We start from the raw sequence: 17,611 nt of genomic DNA, 5'->3' as shown, positions 1-17,611 counted from the left end.
TCGATAAAGACAGATTTTACGCTTTAGGTATACTGGGGAGGTGACGTAATGATAAGTGAGTTCAAATGAACGATTTAGTGCCTGAAATTAGTTTCAGAGATACCAAGCTTCCGGATGTTGGATTTGAAGTTATTGAGCTCTCCAGCTTGTATGACAGAGTGGCGGCAGGAGAGATAAGCTTTTTTGGTAAACCCCACAGGATAGATTTTCATAACCTGATCTTCTTTACTGGCAATCAGGGGGATCATTTCGTTGACTTTAATACTCTTCAGGTAGAAAAAGGCAGCGTCGTGTTGGTCAATAAAGGTCAGGTACATGCGTTTGATCTCACCAATAAACCCGCAGGCAAGGTGGTTATTTTTACCGATGAGTATTTAGATAGGGTGGCAGCTGCCATCGACATCAAGATTTTTGCACCCACTCATTTAGTGAGCTCATATCTACAAAACTTTAATTTATCTACAGAGCAAGCACATTCATTAGTTAGATTGATGGAATTAATCTTCACCGAGTACGAGTTAACAACCCCTAATATTAGTTATCTACAGGTGTTGTTTGCCGCACTTCTGACTAAAGTCAGTGAATGTAGACCTGATATTTATCACCATCAGATGACACCGACACAAATTAACTGTTTTGATCGCTTTACTGAAACCTTAAGTGACGCCTTTACTCATACGCGAGATGCTAAGGCATTAGCGTTACAGGTTGGGACGACTTATAAGACATTGAATAAAGTTTGTAAGATGGCGACGAATCGTACCGCTAAACAGTTGATAGACTCTTATACCATCTTAGAGGCGAAGAGACGTTTGTCGATTGATAATATACAGGTTCAGCAACTATCTGATTATTTAGGGTTTGATGAGCCTACTAATTTTGTTAAGTACTTTAAGAAGCATACTTTAATGACCCCAAGCCAATTTAAACGAAACACTTAAGGCTCATATTTACCATTTTACTGCTTGATTTTACCTGCTGAAACCTGCATTCAAACCCTACAATGGCTCCGAATTCAATTGTTAGGGATACACAATGAAAACCCAATTACTTGCAACACTACTGGTGAGCAGCAGCTTACTGGGCGGTTGTTCAAATCTTTCTGCAGAATCGGAGTCAACGATGAATATTTCAAATAAAACTAAAGCGGTAGCGCTACTCAATGCGATAGAGACCGGTGACAGTAAAGCAATCTCTTATGTGAATGCCAGTGACTATACTCAGCACAATTTGGCTATTGCAGACGGTTTAGCAGGTTTTGGCGAAGCGCTACAGGCGCTGCCAAAAGGTAGCGCTAAGGTCAATGTTGAGCGTGTATTTGAAGATGGTGATTATGTCTTTACTCATACCGATTATAATTTTTTTGGTCCTAAAGTTGGCTTTGATCTATTCCGATTTGAAAATGGTCAGATTGTTGAGCATTGGGATAACTTAGCTCAAAAAGCACAACAGGCTAACCCAAGTGGTAGAACACAGTTAGATGGTGTAACGACAGTATTAGATTTAGATAAGACGGCAGAAAATAAAGCGTTAGTAGCAGATTTTGTGGAAACTATTTTGATCAACGCTGAGTACGACAAGCTTACAAAGTACTTCGATGGTGATCATTATCTGCAACATAACACCGCAATTGCCGATGGCGTATCTGGTTTAGGCCAAGCGATTGAGGCGATGGGACAACAAGGGATCACCATGGAGTACGATAAGGCTTTTAAAATATTAGGTGAAGGTAATTTTGTGTTAGCCATTAGCGAAGGTCGCTTTGCGGGAAAACCTACCTCATATTATGACTTGTTCCGTATTGAAAATGGCAAAATTGCTGAGCATTGGGATGTAATGGAAACCATTTTAAACAAAGAGCAATGGAAGAATGCTAATGGTAAATTCGGTAATCTATAGCGGTTAATGCTTTATAAAATCTGCTTGTACTCCATGAGTATAGGCAGGCTTTCTGCTTTGATTTTATGTGTAAATTAGATATTGTTTATCTTAATAACTACCTGCATTAGAAATATAAACTTAAGCAAAATGAATCAACTACCTATTTATAGGTACCCCTAAATTAGTAGTTGGTGATGATCGTGCTCACAGTTCTTAACACGAAAATGTAATCATTTAGCAACATTGTTCTAGATCAAGTTATCAAGTTGTTTTCAGCTTTATAACAACCCATAAGAATGATGAAAACAAAAGGATTACAATAAATGAAAGTCCATGCCCTAACGTTAGCCGTACTTGCAAGTTTAGCCTCTACCGCCGCCACTGCCGACACAGTTGATCCACTAAAGAAAGCTTTTATTGATGACTCAAAAGTTAAAGTTCAATTCCGTCTTCGATTTGAAGATGTTGATGTTGCGAACGTTGACCAAGAAAATCAAACCACTTTACGTACTCGATTAAACTATCAAACAGGCGATATCTATAAGCTGTTTGCCGTAGCTGAAATTGATGATGTTCGCTCTACGGATAATGAGCCACTTATCGCCGACTATGCCTACACTCAGATTAATCAGGGGTTTATTGGTTATAGAGGTCCAGCTGAAACACTGGCTAAGTTTGGTCGTCAACGTATTCTACTTGATAATCAACGTTTTGTTGGTGGTGTGGGGTTCCGTCAAAATGAGCAAACATATGATGCATTTTCGGTAAAGAATACGGTAATAGAAGGGCTAACGGCTTACTACGCCTATGTTGCTACTGTTAATCGAATTTTCCCTGAAGGCTCAGGTAAAGAAGAGCATGAGAACGAAACCAACCTTGTTAACATTAACTACTCAGGCTTGGATTTTGCAAACATCACCGGTTATGGCTACTTAATTGATAACCAAGATGTTGCTGCATTCTCTAGCGATACTTATGGTATTCGCGCCACGGGTGATGTGAAATTAGATGCGCTTAAATTGAGTTATGAAGCTGAGTTTGCACAGCAATCTGAAGCGGGTGACAATCCTGTTAGTTATAGTGCGTCTTACTATAAGTTAGGTGCGGGTATTAATTTAGCTAGCTTTGGTTTTAAAGCAGGCTACGAAGTTCTTGGTTCTGACGACGGCAAGGCGGGTTTCATCACTCCTCTGGCGACTCTGCATGCATTTAACGGTTGGACTGATAAGTTTCTATTCGGTGGTAAAGGTAACTGGAACAATGGTCTGGTTGATGCTCATGTGATTCTGACGGCTAAAGTCGCTGGATTAAAACTATTGGCTAAATATCACAAATTTGATTCAGATTTTGGCGATATTGATATGGGTAAAGAGTGGGGCGTAGCCGCGACTTATCCGTTTGCAAAGCACTATAGTGTAGGTGTTAAATATGCCAGTTTTAGTGGCGCAGACGAAGGTTATAGCTTCTCAAATGATACCGACAAGCTTTGGTTAACGTTGCAGGCTAAATATTAATAATTGAGTATTTTGCCGCTGCGGTATTGACTCGTTAGCTATATAGAGTCAATACCGTTAGCAGCTCGGACTCCCTTCCAAGCAGGAAAATTATTTTACTCCTGCTTTTTTTCGCTTTTTAAACGCCGAAATGTACGGATGAACAACCTCTGGAAATACGTTTTTTTGGGGGAAGGTCTATGCGCTTTAACCTGTTCATCATCCGTTAAGTAGGCACAATAACAAATCGTTAAAAAAGTGTAGCCAAGTTGTAGTCAGTGTTACTATTGCGACAAGTATTTTTTGTTGAGTGCATCGCTGAGTGTGGTTTTTGTCATTGAAGCTTAAATCAATCTTCTGTCTATCTATTGTGAGTCTACTGTTACTCATTCCCGCCTTTGCGGCTGACAAAGTATTGGTTGAACATGAAGCACAAATAAAAGCTAAGAGTATAACTGACGCAAAACAGAGCTCACCTGTTACTGACAATATTGCTAATGAAGAACCCACTGATCCCTGTTTTAGCCTATCTCAAACTGATCACGCGATTGACCGTGCTTTCGATTACCTCAATACTAAGTTTTGCCAACCCGCTATTTGGTTCGACACTTTTTTTGTCGATGACAGAGTTGCAGATGATGCCAGAGCTGGCACCATTATTCGTTGGTTCAATGATTTTTCTTTTTATGAGAAAGAAGACTTTAGTTATCGAGCCAATATCAGTGCACGTTTAAATTTACCCGGTGTTAATAAACGTCTCAAATTGGTATTGGAAACGTCGGATGAAGATGATCCGTTTGCCCCCTCTAAAGGACCTAGTGCAGAAAGAGAAACGGAAGTAGGCCTCCGCTATGATTGGTATGCCAAAGGGCGCAGCAGTTTTAATATTCAGGCCAACTTTAACCCTAAAGTTGAGGCTCGATGGCGCTATACTTATCCATTATCAGAAAGCACCATTACTCGATTTACTCAAAAGCTATATCAAGACAAGAAGGTCACAGGTGAATCCAGTGACCTCGATATTGAACATTCATTTAATGAAACTTTCTTGGCTCGCTGGAGTGCTGCAGCTCAATATGAATCTCGTGGCAATGGTTGGGAGTTAGGATCGAGTTTTCAGCTTTATCAATATATCAGCAGCAAGCAGGCTATTAGTTATCAAGCGGCGATACACAGTGTCGATGAGCCCCATTACTACATTAAGGATGCAAATATCGGTTTAACTTACAGACAAAATTTTGCCCGAGATTGGTTATTTTTTTCAGTGACGCCAGAATATAACTGGAGTAAAGAAAATGCAGAGTCTGAACGTATTAATCAGGTGATCATCACCTTAACGCTAGAGATATTATTCCACAATGTCTGACGCCACAGGGTATAGACGGTTATTAATCGACAATAATAACCGCGTCAGATAGTGTTATTTGATCGATTACTGACTCTGTTTCCATTACTGGTTGTTGCTGTGTTTGTTCAGCCAAAATAACTAAGCTGTCGGTATAGGAAAACCCATAACCATAACCGCCTTCGGTTGTGACGCCATTGCCAAGCAGATGGGGATCACTTAAGTGATCACTAAAATGATAATTACCTGAGGTTATCGTAGTGATTTGCATAACGCGATAACCTTGCTCATTTAAGGTTTCAATCGCTTGTTGCAGATCGTTATTGAGCCTTTCGGAATCGATTTTACAGTTTGAGTATTCCCACTGTGAGGTTTTGGGTTTAGCGGCCCACATCTCTTCACGCTTATCGGTTTCGATTTTTGCAAAGTAGCTTTTTACTAATATGCTCTTTTGTTTCATGTGCCTACAAATTCTCATTTTGATTAGTGCTCTAAAGCTATCCTATTTTGAACAGCGTAGGAATGGGTAGCGTAATGTTGAGCTGTATTTTCTGTGAATAAGTCGTAAATAAATCACTTTCGCCTGACTTAATATCGCAATTTTGAGCGATAGAGTCGCAAGGTTATGTAACGGCTTGTTCAATACCCACTGCATATGATAAATCAATACACCTATTTTAATGCTGGCCTTTGCCTGTAAGCATTGGCACTTTTTTATTGCTCTTTAAATTTAAATGCAGTTAATAAAGGCGTATTGATTTAACCGCTTATCAACGGCGTTAATATCCATTTACTCCCCCCTCTATTAAGCAAGGGTAAAAAGTAAAATAGCGCCTAACTAAATTAGTCATAACCGCAAGCCCTACTTTGGTATAACACATTGTTACTTGACCGCACTATGGATGTGATTGACACTTGGATAACAATAATTACCCTACAAAAATGGATTAATATAAAATGCTTATTTTCTTTATTTGTATTGCGCTGTTAGTGCTCGCTTACAAGTTCTACAGCCCTTTCGTAGAGCGGCAAGCTGGGATTGACCCTAAAGCTCAAACGCCTCAAGCTCGTTTTGAAGATGGCGTTGACTATGTAAAAGTACACCCAGTAAAAGCTTACTTAATTCAATTCTTGAATGTTGCAGGTGTTGGACCGATATTTGGTCCTATCTTAGGTGCATTGTATGGACCTATAGCGCTGGTATGGATCGTGCTGGGAAATATCATAGGCGGTGCAGTGCATGACTACTTCTCCGGCGTTTTAAGCATTAAAGAAGACGGTAAAAGCCTTCCTGAAATAGCGGGACACTATTTTAATATCTATTTCAAAGGTGTGATGCTCGTTTTTACCGCGATGTTGTTATTCTTCGTTGGGGTTGTGTTTATCATGAGCCCAGCGGGTCTGTTAAGTAACTTGGAATACTTTGAAGGCACTATTTTTGCCAATAATACTTTTTGGGTATTAGCAATTTTAGGTTATTACTTCTTAGCGACTATGCTGCCTATCGATAAAATTATTACTAAGCTTTATCCAATCTTTGGCTTATTGATGATTGTTATGACCGTCTCTATTGCTGTTGCACTGTTAATTAGTGCGCCACAGCTTCCCGAAGTTGGTGATATTTTTGCCTATTTTGACCACAGCCATTATAACAACGATTTGTTAGAGCCGAACCCAGACGGTTTACCAGTGTGGCCGCTGCTATTTGTGACGATCACTTGTGGTGCAATTAGTGGTTTTCACTCAACCCAAGCCCCAATCATGGCGCGCTGTTTAACCAATGAGAAGTATGTTCGCCCAGTTTATTATGGCGCGATGATGTCTGAAGGTATTGTGGCTTGCGTTTGGGCTCTAGCGGGTATTGCAGCGTTCCCAGGTGGCTATATTGAACTTAAGAGTATTCTCGATATAGGTGGTCCTGGTCTTGTTGTAAATCAAGTTGCTACAACTTATCTCGGCGCTGCGGGGGGGATTATGGCGATTATTGCGGTTGCAATATTCCCTATCACTTCGGGCGATACGGCATTCAGGTCATTACGTTTAACCATTACTGATGCATTTAAGATCCCGCAAAGTATGCGTAACCGTTTACTTTTAGCCATTCCTATCTTAGTGATTGCTTATTTCATGACTAAAATTGATTTCTCATTGATTTGGCGTTACTTCGCATTCTCAAATATGTTGTTGTCTACCAGTGTGCTTTGGTTAGCGACTAAGTATTTGTTTGACCGCGGAACGTTCCACTGGATTGTGAGCTTGCCTGCTATTGTGGGAACCAGCATTACTGTGTCTTACATTATGACAGCAGGGATTGGCTTAGGCTTACCTCAATCTATGAGCCAGCCAGCGGGGCTTGCAGTAGGTGTAATTTGCTTAATAGGACTGATTTTAGCGCACCAAAAACGCAAAGTTGTCACTGAGTCATAGTACAACCAGTGTGACCTTTAAAGGGACTGCAATTGCAGTCCCTTTTTATTATCGTTTTTATTAATCCTTAATTTTGGGACTGCTGTTAAACTGGGTATAGATTATAGAGTTACCTTACTACACGGATAATTGAATTAGAGGAGTACAGTTTGAAACTCGCGCTATTTGATTTTGATGGCACGCTAACCCATCATGACATGTACACTCGTTTTATCCTTTATTCAGCAAGCCCCGTACGCTTGGTACTTGGTTCTGTTTTCCTTTCCCCGTTATATGTTCTTTATAGGCTGCGGGTTATCCCAGCGAGAAAGCTAAGGCCTTTAGTCAGCTACTGTGCTTTTGTTGGTCGAGATAAAACCGTTATATCTGCTCTTGGTAAGCAGTACGCACTCAATGTTATCCCACAATCAATCCGTCCAGAGATGCTAGCAGCGCTAAAACAGCACCAAGCGGATGGTGCTCAAGTGGTGTTGGTTTCAGCCTCGTTAGATCTCTATTTACGACCCTGGTGTGAATCAATGGGAATAACACTAATTTGTAGCGAAATGTCTGTTAAAGAGGGGACCTACACTGGGTTTTATGTGTCAGGTGATTGTAGCTGTGATATGAAAGTAACTAAGGTGCAAAACCAGTTCACGTTAAGTGATTATGTTGAGGTTTTTGCCTACGGAGATACTCACGAAGATCTGGCCATGTTAGCGATAGCAGATCACGCCTATATGAATGGCATCAAAGTATAGGTTTTGAAGCTGAGCACACAGTAGCCCATTTTTTAGCTTATGCTATTTTGATGCCGGTGAGCGTACTGATGACTTAATGCTTGAACCCAACTTCATTTTTCGGCGCTATTCACGCAGGCTTCTACATCAACATTTGAAGGGCAAGGTGATAATTCACATTGTTTTTCATTCCAAATTCATGAACATCAACATTGAATTACGATGGCATAGAAGTCAGATTCAGGAGATTGAGCAAAGCCGGAGACGTTACCGAGGATGCCGGAGCCAATAATGACGAATACTGCATTTCCATGAAGACATCATGGACGATGGATATGTCGATAATGCAGGCGCAATTAACGACCTTGAACTCTGACACGTCTCGTTATGTTGGACCCTGTATTTCGAGGTTTTTTGAGTATATAAGTATCTGTAGAAAGGCATTTCACCATTAATTTTTTATTGAACAGCAAAGCATCAAGTGAATATCGATGCCTTGTCCGTCAATAGTACAACAACAAACCATGCTGCCGCATGCGGCAATTTGAATCTATTGCTTACATTTCTTCAGTCACAGTACAAAGGCCTGTTACAGCGTCTTCGCCGTAGACTTGTACTGTTGCGCGTAACGCGTGGTCAGCTACCGGATACTGACTGTATAATAGATAAGTAGGCGTTTCGCTAATGTCTTTACCATCTACTCCATCGATTCTATAGATGTCGCTTAGTACAGGTGACTTGTAGCTACCATCAATCTTAACTATCGACTCGTTAGAACGCAGAATATTGATATTCTTCATAGTGATATTGTCACCATCGGATACTTTGCATGTTAGATCACTTGCATGAGCCATACCTGTAAGTGCTACTGCACCAAAAGTTGAAGCGAGTAGTACTTTCTTAAATGTGTTCATCGGGTGTTGCCTCATTATTTATAATCAGTTGGTGTTTGCCGTCGTTAGCTTGCGTGCTGAACAAATCATGGCAACAAATAATAGAATCATGTAGAAATATTGACGCTGACTCTTCAGCTGTCAAGCTGTGACCATGTTGTTTCGAACTATGCTAGAGTGCAATGATTGACTTATCAAGCCCATGTTTAATGATCAATGTTTGTTTTACGGCACTTAAGCCACAGCGTCACTGTCCGCATGCTTTGCTCATATTGATGTTTCCGGCAACACATTGAAAAATTGGATCAGCCAAACTTTGATAGATTAAACTGATACTGCTAGCACAAAGATGGAGTCAATAATCAGCAAACATTATCTTCGTAAATAATGTTACTGCAAATATAACTAATCACATTATATTTACCCCTGTTCTGTGAGCAATGTCATTAAGAAATCTAACCTAAATCCTATATATAATAACCTATAAATAGTAGGGGTTATGTGGTGGTTCCTCTTAGGGAGAGGAGAGTTGTCTGAATCGATAATGATGACATAAGTGAAAGCTGGCTCTGGGGTTATTGATTTGAAGCTTAGGGCAGAAAAACGTTTGAACGGCCTATCAAGGTTGTTTAGCCTGCATAACTTGAACTACGTGAGTTTATAACGGTGAAATGAGCTCTATTTGGCTTTGGGTCATGGATCTTAAATTTAGCACAAATATTGAATTCGAATAACGAATCCAGCTATTTAATGAAGAGTACTACGGACGGTGGAAATGTCGTTAATGCCGATGCCATTAGCGACCTGAACGCTATCACTTCACGACATGCTTTGAAATTGTTTAGGCATAATGTGTAATATCGGCGCGATGGACCCTAAATTCAAAAATAAGGACTGTAGCCGATATTGAATTTCAGACACAAAAAAGCCTACACAAGGTAGGCTTTTTCGTTTTAATTGGTGGCCCCTCTGTGACTCGAACACAGGACCTGACGATTATGAGTCGTATGCTCTAACCAACTGAGCTAAGGGGCCGACTTAAGATAGTCGTCACTATCGAAAGCGAGGAAAGTATACGAGGTTTAAAAGCGATTGTCACCTGAGTTTTACGCATAATGCACGTCTATCGATTCAACTGCTTATCTGTTAATCAATCTCAAGCCAGCTTAGTTGAATTTATACAAAAAAAGCTGCCCATAGGCAGCTTTTTAAACAGAGGTAGAATCTATCTTAAGATGATTAGTCTTTAGTGTAAGACTATTCGCCTCTTATCCTTGAGACTATTCGTCTAGGAATGACTTCAAAATCTCTGAACGAGAAGGGTGACGCAACTTACGTAGCGCTTTCGCTTCAATCTGACGAATACGCTCACGGGTTACATCGAACTGCTTACCCACTTCTTCTAACGTGTGGTCAGTGTTCATGTCGATACCGAAACGCATACGCAGTACTTTAGCTTCACGAGCCGTTAGGCCTGCAAGTACTTCGTGTGTTGCATTACGTAAGCTTTCGCCTGTCGCAGAGTCCAACGGCAACTCGAGGGTGGTATCCTCGATAAAGTCACCTAAGTGCGAATCTTCATCATCACCAATAGGTGTTTCCATGGAGATAGGCTCTTTAGCAATCTTAAGTACCTTACGGATCTTGTCTTCAGGCATTAACATGCGCTCAGCAAGCTCTTCTGGAGAAGGTTCACGACCCATCTCTTGTAGCATTTGACGAGAGATACGGTTTAGCTTGTTGATCGTCTCAATCATATGTACTGGAATACGGATAGTTCTAGCTTGGTCAGCAATTGAACGAGTAATTGCCTGACGGATCCACCATGTTGCATAAGTCGAGAACTTATAACCACGGCGGTATTCAAACTTATCAACCGCTTTCATCAAACCGATATTACCTTCTTGAATAAGATCCAAGAACTGTAGACCACGGTTGGTGTATTTCTTAGCGATAGAAATTACGAGACGTAGGTTGGCTTCAACCATCTCTTTCTTAGCGCGACGAGCTTTCGCTTCACCGATTGACATACGACGGTTGATGTCTTTAATCGCACCGATAGCTAGGCCAGTCTCTTTCTCAATTGCGTCAAGCTTTGCACGACAACGCTGTACGTCAAATGCGACGACTTTTAGGCCTTCAACATGTGATTTTCCTGATGCTAATTCTAGGTTGAACCACTCAATGCTGCTTTCGTTGCTGGTATAAGCCTTAACGAAATTTTTCTTTGGCATTTTAGCTTGTTCAACACAAAGCTTCATGATCAAACGTTCTTGAACACGGACTTTATCCATCATTGCGCGCATGCTTTTTACTAAGCGGTCAAACTGCTTAGGCATCAAACGGAATTCTTTAAAAATTTCGCCAATTTCAAATAGTGCGACAGTCGACTCTGGGTGACCACGACCTTTTACAGCGATGATTTCTAATGCTCTTTCGTGAGCTAGGCGAAGCGTTGTGAATTTTTCTTTTGCTTCTTCAGGATCGGGACCTTTTGGACCTTCCTCTTCTTCATCTTCATCGTCTTTATCATCAGCATTTTCTAATTCAGCTTCAGACAGAACAGAACCGACGTGAGTTGCTGCTGGAGCAACATCTTCAGCATTTGGGTCGATAAAACCAGATATGATGTCAGATAATCTAACTTCTTCCGCTTCATAACGATCGAATTGCTCAAGGATCATCGCAATTGCTTGCGGATATTCGGCGACTGAAGCTTGAACCGTGTTGATCCCTTCTTCAATACGCTTAGCGATGACAATCTCGCCTTCACGGGTCAGTAGTTCAACGGTACCCATTTCACGCATATACATGCGGACAGGATCGGTAGTACGACCTAATTCAGCTTCTACTGTAGCCAGTGCGGCAGCAGCTTCTTCGGCAGCATCATCATCGGTGCTGTCTTCAGACATCATGATATCATCAGCATCCGGAGCCTGTTCATAGACTCGAATACCCATATCATTGATCATCTGGATAATATCTTCGATCTGGTCGGCATCGACCATGTCAGCAGGTAGGTGATCGTTGACTTCTGCATAGGTTAAATAACCTTGCTCTTTACCTTTGGCAAGCAACAATTTAAGTTGCGACTGCGGAGTATGATCCATAGATATCATCCAAGTTGGGAAACAGTTAAAACGACGGGCAAAAAACAGCCACGTAAGTCGTTAATTATAGCCTTCGGTGCTTCGCTGTGCTAGTCCAAGTGCTTACTTTTGGTGCAAAAATTGCCTTTAAGCTTGCTTTTGGATCACTGCGATTAGCTTTTTAAGCTGCAACCGTTCTTCTTTCGTGTGGTTCTGTTTTAAACTCAGCTCTTGATAACGTTGCTCAATATACTGGTTATTTAGCCACACGAGTGTTTCTTTTAACTCTCGGAGCAAGTTTTCGTCCGCCACTTGATGGTCCCATTGGGTCAGTTTTTTTAGGGTACTGAATTTATCATCGCCCCTGAACTGTTCAAGTAGTTGTGCGCTGCTCATTACTTTGCCGCGAGTTAAATCTAATACAAGGGTCAGTAAGTCAATACCTGCCATCTGTATATGTTTTAGCGCTGGTTGCTGAGGCAATTTCTCACCTAAGCGTGGATGTTGTACCAACAATGCAATGGCTAATCGCATCGGGGTGCCACGTCCTTTCAACGCTTTGTGCTGTTTAGGTTTATCGGCCGACTTAGTCGAAAAGTTAAATTTTCGTTTAAGCTCGTCAGCACCGTTCATTCTTAGCTTGTGTGCTAAATCTTCAAGCAATAGACTTTGTAATACTGTGTCTTGCACTTTTTCGATCAGTTTAATGGCATTTTTTGCCAATACACTTTTGTCTTCTTTGCCAAATTTTTTCGCCAAATTATCAAATAGAAACTCTGGTAGTGCCATGGCGTGGCCAATACTTTCTTCGAACTTATCTTTACCAATCTGCCTGACGAGAGTGTCAGGGTCTTCGCCTTCAGGTAGGAACATGAAGCGAACCTGATTACCCGGTTTTAACAGTGGTAAAGCGGTTTCTAGCGCACGCCAGGCGGCTTCTTTGCCTGCTTTATCGCCGTCGTAACAACAGATAACTTCTTTTGCGCTACGCAGCAACAGCTGAAATTGTTCAGCGGTGGTCGAGGTGCCTAATGAGGCTACGGCATAATCAACGTCAAATTGCGCAAGTGCTACGACGTCCATATAGCCTTCAACAATGAGTACTTGTTGCGGGTCTCGATGGCGTTGCTTTAGTTCATACAATCCATAGAGCTCATTGCCCTTATGAAATATGGGCGTTTCTGGAGAATTCAAGTACTTTGGCGTACCTTCTCCCAAAACTCGGCCACCAAAGCCAATGACTCGTCCACGTCTATCCCTGATTGGGAACATTAATCGGTCGCGGAATCGGTCATATCGCTTACCACTGTCATTTTCAATGACCATACCAGCAGTAAGCAGTTTGTTCTGTGAATCTTGATTTTGACGATAGCGGCTTAACAAACCATCCCAACCATCTGGGGCAAAGCCAATGTTAAAGTGTTCTACTACGTCTTTTGAAAGCCCTCGATGTGATAAATAATCAAGCACTTTTTGTTTGTCACTGTGTTGTCTTAGCTGACTTTGGAAGAATAAACTCGACTCCTCCATCAGTTGGTATAAATCGCGACTTAACTCTTGATCGCGAGGCTTACCGGTACCTTGTTCCTGTGGAACTTCAAGTCCTAACTGTCCGGCGAGTTCTTCAATTGCATCCACGAAGTCGAGTCGGTCATATTCCATGACAAAATCAATAACATTTCCGTGTGCGCCGCAGCCAAAACAATGATAAAACTGCTTGTCTCTACTAACGGTGAAAGAGGGAGATTTTTCGCTATGAAAAGGACAACAGGCAGAGTGATTTTTACCCGCCTTTTTTAGGGGTACTTTAGGGTCTATTAAGTCGACAATGTCGATGCGAGCTACTAGCTCATTGATAAAATCACGAGGTATCGCCATTAGTATTGTTAAATGCCGCCTTTAATTTCGTGAAGTTTAAATAGAGAAAATCGAAAACAAACAAGCCGCGCAAAAGCACGGCTCATTCATCACTAAAACTAAAACTACTTGAGTTTTGCACGGATCATAGCGCCAATTGCCGCCATGTCTGCTCTACCCATTACTTTCGGTTTTAGCGATCCCATTACTTTACCCATGTCCGCCATGGAGGATGCGCCCATCTCTAAGATGCTAGCATCAACTAACGCAAGAATTTCCTCTTCAGTAAGAGGCTGAGGCAAGAAGTGTTCAAGCACTTGAATTTCTTCTGCTTCTTTTTGCGCTAATTCGTCACGGCCTGCTGCTGTATATTGAGCAATAGAATCGCGACGCTGTTTTACCATTTTGGTTAAGACCGCTATAGCTTGGTCGTCATCCAAAGATTCGCGGGTATCCACTTCAATTTGTTTGACGGCGGCTAGTGCCATACGAATAGTCCCCAAGCGTACCTTTTCTTTGGCACGCATGGCGTCTTTCATCTGCTCTTTTAGCTGATCGATTAGGCTCATAATGAGATTAATATAAACGTACGCGACGTGCGTTTTCGCGAGAAAGCTTCTTAGCAAGACGCTTGATAGCAGCGGCTTTAGCACGTTTACGTGCAGTCGTTGGCTTCTCGTAGAACTCACGAGCACGAACGTCAGCTAAGATACCAGCTTTTTCACAAGAGCGCTTGAAACGACGAAGAGCTACGTCGAATGGTTCGTTTTCACGTACTTTAATAATTGGCATTAGCCATCACCCCTTAGGTGTCGGTTGCATTGAGACAATTAATTGACTCAGATAATTTAAAAATGGTGCGGAATTCTATAACGACTAGACACCTTTTGTAAACCCCTTATAACGATCGGGATTATGTCTATTTGGTAATAATGCGCTTAGAACGCTATCGGACTCTGGAGTAATTAAAGCACAGCAGGTAGAATTGGCGGTAATTATATGCAGTAAAGATGAGAGATAATGCGGGTTTTAGGAATAGAGACATCTTGTGATGAAACAGGAATCGCAGTTTATGATGATAAAAAAGGGCTACTTTCACATGCCCTTTATAGTCAGGTAAAGTTGCATGCGGACTACGGTGGCGTAGTGCCTGAGTTGGCGTCTCGGGACCATGTTCGTAAAATCGTACCTTTAATTCGTCAAGCATTAGCCGATGCCGATATGACAATTGAAGATCTCGATGGTATTGCTTATACCAAGGGCCCAGGACTTATTGGCGCGTTGCTGGTAGGTGCATGCGTTGGTCGTGCATTAGCTTTCTCATGGGATAAACCAGCTATTGGGGTGCATCACATGGAGGGACACCTATTAGCGCCAATGTTAGAAGATGACGTGCCAGCGTTCCCATTTCTGGCATTATTGGTGTCTGGTGGGCACTCAATGTTGGTCGGTGTTGAAGGCATTGGTCGCTACGAGGTACTCGGTGAGTCGGTTGATGACGCTGCAGGTGAAGCATTCGACAAAACCGCCAAATTGTTGGGGCTTGATTATCCCGGCGGACCCCGGTTGGCGAAACTCGCGGCTAAGGGTATTGAAAAGAGTTATCGCTTCCCAAGGCCGATGACGGATAAACCTGGGCTTAACTTTAGTTTTTCAGGTCTTAAAACATTCGCAGCCAATACGATAGCTGCAGAGCCAAAAGATGACCAAACACGCGCTAATATCGCTTGTGCCTTTGAAGAAGCGGTTGTCGACACGCTAGCGATTAAATGTAAGCGTGCATTAAAGCAAACGGGTTATCAACGTTTAGTGATTGCTGGCGGTGTCAGCGCCAATACGCGCTTGCGTGCTTCACTGGCCGAGATGATGAAAAATCTGGGCGGCAAAGTGTATTACCCTCGTGATGAGTTTTGTACCGATAACGGCGCGATGATAGCTTATGCGGGCTTACAGCGTTTAAAGGCGGGGCAAACAGATGATTTAAGCGTTAAAGGTCAACCAAGATGGCCTTTAGATACGTTAGAACCGGTCGATTAGTACTGAATCCTAATTATGACGGCGCTTTTAAGCGCCGTTTTTTATGGCGCTGTTTTCGAGTATGAGCTTGGACATTTAAGAGGATAATTATCTAAGAGGTTTTATTACGACGTTTTCGTGACAGTTTAGCCTCTTCGCCCTTTAGTAAGCGGCTAATATTATCGCGATGACGAATGACAATCAGGGTTGATAACATCGCAACCGGAATGGTAAACCTATCGTCAATCCACCATGTGAACACTGGCGCGAGCAATGCCGTGCAGATGGCTGCCAAAGATGAGTAGCGGGTGATGAGTACTATAGCGGCCCAAGTCAGCATTAAAAATAATGCTAGATAATGACCAATGGGCGCCATTGCGCCAAATGCGGTGGCAACGCCTTTACCGCCTTTAAATCCAAAAAAGATGGGGAAAATATGACCTAAGCAAGCAGCAATGGCGATAAGCCCAAGCGCTACGGGGTCAACACCTAATCTAAAAGCGAGATATGCTGGAGCAGCGCCTTTAAGCATATCGAAAAAAAGTACCAGTACAGCGGAACTCGCGCCGCCTATACGCAATACATTGGTCGCCCCCGGATTACCTGAACCTACGGTTCTTGGGTCGGGGAGGCCGCGCATTTTACACACAAGTACAGCACTCGATATTGAGCCTGCCAAATAGGCGCCCACTATCATCATTATTGTTAGTGCAGTACTGGTCAAATTGGTTTCCTTATCCGTCTTAGGGTATTATCGCGCAACATAAAAAAATGCTCTTTAAACTTAGCTGACTGACTTGTAAATTAGCCAGTGAATTGGAGCACAAAAAACAGCTTTACAGCTTTCTTAGCTACCTTGCATATAGAGCCGCTGTTTTTTATAAATTCTTTATTTACGAGGAATTATCCTACTTGGATTTTCTCTCGTTCGAAAGAGCCAAAGAGTAATATCTTAGCTTTGCGACGGATTATATCCTTTTTGTTCGCTTTAGCTAATCAGACCTCAATGGTAAAGATTAAGGTTTTGGAGAAATCATGGATAAAGTACTGATCAGAGAACTTAAAATAGAAACCGTCATTGGGGTCTATGAATGGGAAAAGCAGATCCATCAAACCTTGTTACTGGATTTAGATATGGCTTGGGATAATCGCTTAGCCGCCGCGAGTGACGATTATGAAAATGCTTTGTGCTACGAAACCGTGTCGAATCGACTCACGGCGCTGATCACGGAGAAGCCAATCGAGCTGATTGAGACGGTTGCTGAGCGGGTCGCACATTGTGTGATGGTGGAATTCAACGTGCCTTGGGTGAAAGTAAAAGTAATGAAGCCTGGCGCTGTACCGACAGCGGCAGCTGTAGGCGTTGAGATTGAACGAGGTCATGTATAAATGGCTAAAATTTATATAAGTCTAGGCAGTAATATTGAACCCATTCGTCACCTTAAGGCGGCTTTAATTGATTTGAATTGTCATTTCGATGAACTGCTGCTTTCGTCGGTTTTTGAAAGTGAAGCGGTAGGTTTTGACGGCACCAATTTTTTAAATATGGTCGTTGCTGCTGAAACAGCATTGCCAATAGAGGCCGTTGTCGCGACGTTTAAACAGATTGAACAAGACCACGGTCGGGTGAAAGGCGCCAAGAAGTTTGCAGCGAGAACATTAGATCTCGACTTACTGCTTTATGATGACGTGGTTTGTCAGACGCCAATAGAGCTGCCGCGTGCTGAGATTTTATACAACGCATTTGTACTTTGGCCATTGGCTGAAATTGCGCCGCTGTTAACTCATCCGGTTACCCATGAGCCATATCAAATCCTTTGGGATGAATATGACAAGACTCAACAAAATTTATGGCCTATTGAATTCGATTGGTCAGTATAAAAAGCTTTTT

Annotated in this window: 16 protein-coding genes and 1 tRNA gene; 9 read left to right on the top strand and 8 right to left on the bottom strand. The window is 42.1% G+C overall.

Annotation, left to right across the window (positions count from 1 at the left end; all coding sequences use genetic code 11):
- The first annotated feature begins 65 nt into the window (after positions 1-65).
- The 4 genes from CXF83_RS18550 (at position 66) to CXF83_RS18535 (ending at position 4,740) form a co-directional block, all read left to right on the top strand.
- Positions 66-941 (top strand): AraC family transcriptional regulator, encoded by an 876-nt coding sequence (locus tag CXF83_RS18550; protein ID WP_101093001.1) that lies wholly within the window; start codon positions 66-68, stop codon positions 939-941.
- A gap of 94 nt (positions 942-1,035) precedes the next feature.
- Positions 1,036-1,899: a nuclear transport factor 2 family protein gene (locus tag CXF83_RS18545; protein ID WP_101092999.1), complete on the top strand. Its 864-nt coding sequence runs from the start codon at positions 1,036-1,038 to the stop codon at positions 1,897-1,899.
- A 305-nt stretch (positions 1,900-2,204) separates the two neighbouring features.
- Positions 2,205-3,395: an alginate export family protein gene (locus tag CXF83_RS18540; RefSeq protein ID WP_101092997.1), complete on the top strand. Its 1,191-nt coding sequence runs from the start codon at positions 2,205-2,207 to the stop codon at positions 3,393-3,395.
- A 316-nt stretch (positions 3,396-3,711) separates the two neighbouring features.
- Complete coding sequence (locus tag CXF83_RS18535) at positions 3,712-4,740, top strand: hypothetical protein (protein ID WP_308303107.1); 1,029 nt, start codon at positions 3,712-3,714, stop codon at positions 4,738-4,740.
- Positions 4,741-4,762: 22 nt separating this feature from the next.
- On the opposite strand, the gene CXF83_RS18530 is transcribed toward CXF83_RS18535, so the two are convergent.
- The gene (locus tag CXF83_RS18530) at positions 4,763-5,179 is read right to left on the bottom strand and encodes a hypothetical protein (RefSeq protein ID WP_232775143.1); all 417 of its coding nucleotides are present in this window, start codon (positions 5,177-5,179) and stop codon (positions 4,763-4,765) included.
- Between the two features lie 497 nt (positions 5,180-5,676).
- On the opposite strand from CXF83_RS18530, the gene CXF83_RS18525 reads away from it, so the two are divergent.
- Both CXF83_RS18525 and CXF83_RS18520 read left to right on the top strand, forming a co-directional pair.
- Positions 5,677-7,146, top strand: coding sequence for a carbon starvation CstA family protein (locus tag CXF83_RS18525; protein WP_101092995.1), 1,470 nt, complete (start codon positions 5,677-5,679; stop codon positions 7,144-7,146).
- A gap of 149 nt (positions 7,147-7,295) precedes the next feature.
- Positions 7,296-7,886 (top strand): HAD-IB family hydrolase, encoded by a 591-nt coding sequence (locus CXF83_RS18520; RefSeq protein WP_101092993.1) that lies wholly within the window; start codon positions 7,296-7,298, stop codon positions 7,884-7,886.
- A gap of 536 nt (positions 7,887-8,422) precedes the next feature.
- On the opposite strand, the gene CXF83_RS18515 is transcribed toward CXF83_RS18520, so the two are convergent.
- The 6 genes from CXF83_RS18515 to rpsU all read right to left on the bottom strand — a co-directional run bounded on the left by CXF83_RS18515 (position 8,423) and on the right by rpsU (position 14,496).
- A complete protein-coding gene (locus CXF83_RS18515; protein WP_101092991.1) occupies positions 8,423-8,779 on the bottom strand; it encodes a hypothetical protein in 357 nt (118 codons plus the stop codon).
- Positions 8,780-9,716: 937 nt separating this feature from the next.
- Positions 9,717-9,793: transfer RNA gene (locus CXF83_RS18510), tRNA-Ile, on the bottom strand.
- A 245-nt stretch (positions 9,794-10,038) separates the two neighbouring features.
- The gene (rpoD, locus tag CXF83_RS18505) at positions 10,039-11,868 is read right to left on the bottom strand and encodes an RNA polymerase sigma factor RpoD (RefSeq protein WP_180960981.1); all 1,830 of its coding nucleotides are present in this window, start codon (positions 11,866-11,868) and stop codon (positions 10,039-10,041) included.
- A 126-nt stretch (positions 11,869-11,994) separates the two neighbouring features.
- Positions 11,995-13,725: a DNA primase gene (gene dnaG / locus CXF83_RS18500; protein WP_101092987.1), complete on the bottom strand. Its 1,731-nt coding sequence runs from the start codon at positions 13,723-13,725 to the stop codon at positions 11,995-11,997.
- 104 nt (positions 13,726-13,829) lie between these two features.
- Complete coding sequence (locus CXF83_RS18495) at positions 13,830-14,273, bottom strand: GatB/YqeY domain-containing protein (RefSeq protein ID WP_101092985.1); 444 nt, start codon at positions 14,271-14,273, stop codon at positions 13,830-13,832.
- Between the two features lie 7 nt (positions 14,274-14,280).
- Complete coding sequence (gene rpsU / locus CXF83_RS18490; RefSeq protein WP_020911290.1) at positions 14,281-14,496, bottom strand: 30S ribosomal protein S21; 216 nt, start codon at positions 14,494-14,496, stop codon at positions 14,281-14,283.
- Between the two features lie 228 nt (positions 14,497-14,724).
- On the opposite strand from rpsU, the gene tsaD reads away from it, so the two are divergent.
- Positions 14,725-15,741: a tRNA (adenosine(37)-N6)-threonylcarbamoyltransferase complex transferase subunit TsaD gene (tsaD, locus tag CXF83_RS18485; RefSeq protein ID WP_101092983.1), complete on the top strand. Its 1,017-nt coding sequence runs from the start codon at positions 14,725-14,727 to the stop codon at positions 15,739-15,741.
- A gap of 91 nt (positions 15,742-15,832) precedes the next feature.
- Here the strand turns inward: tsaD and plsY are convergent, their stop codons facing one another.
- Positions 15,833-16,444, bottom strand: coding sequence for a glycerol-3-phosphate 1-O-acyltransferase PlsY (gene plsY, locus CXF83_RS18480; protein WP_101092981.1), 612 nt, complete (start codon positions 16,442-16,444; stop codon positions 15,833-15,835).
- 311 nt (positions 16,445-16,755) lie between these two features.
- Here plsY and folB point away from each other — a divergent pair, with 311 nt between their 5' ends.
- Entirely contained in the window at positions 16,756-17,109 is a 354-nt protein-coding gene (folB, locus tag CXF83_RS18475; protein WP_101092979.1) for a dihydroneopterin aldolase, read from the top strand.
- On the top strand, positions 17,110-17,601 hold the full coding sequence (folK, locus tag CXF83_RS18470; RefSeq protein ID WP_101092977.1) for a 2-amino-4-hydroxy-6-hydroxymethyldihydropteridine diphosphokinase: 492 nt from the start codon (positions 17,110-17,112) through the stop codon (positions 17,599-17,601). It begins immediately after the preceding gene.
- The last annotated feature ends 10 nt before the right edge of the window (positions 17,602-17,611 follow it).

The sequence above is a fragment of the Shewanella sp. Choline-02u-19 genome (assembly GCF_002836205.1).
Taxonomy (GTDB): Bacteria; Pseudomonadota; Gammaproteobacteria; order Enterobacterales; family Shewanellaceae; genus Shewanella.
This window is presented reverse-complemented; position numbering and strand designations above follow the sequence as displayed.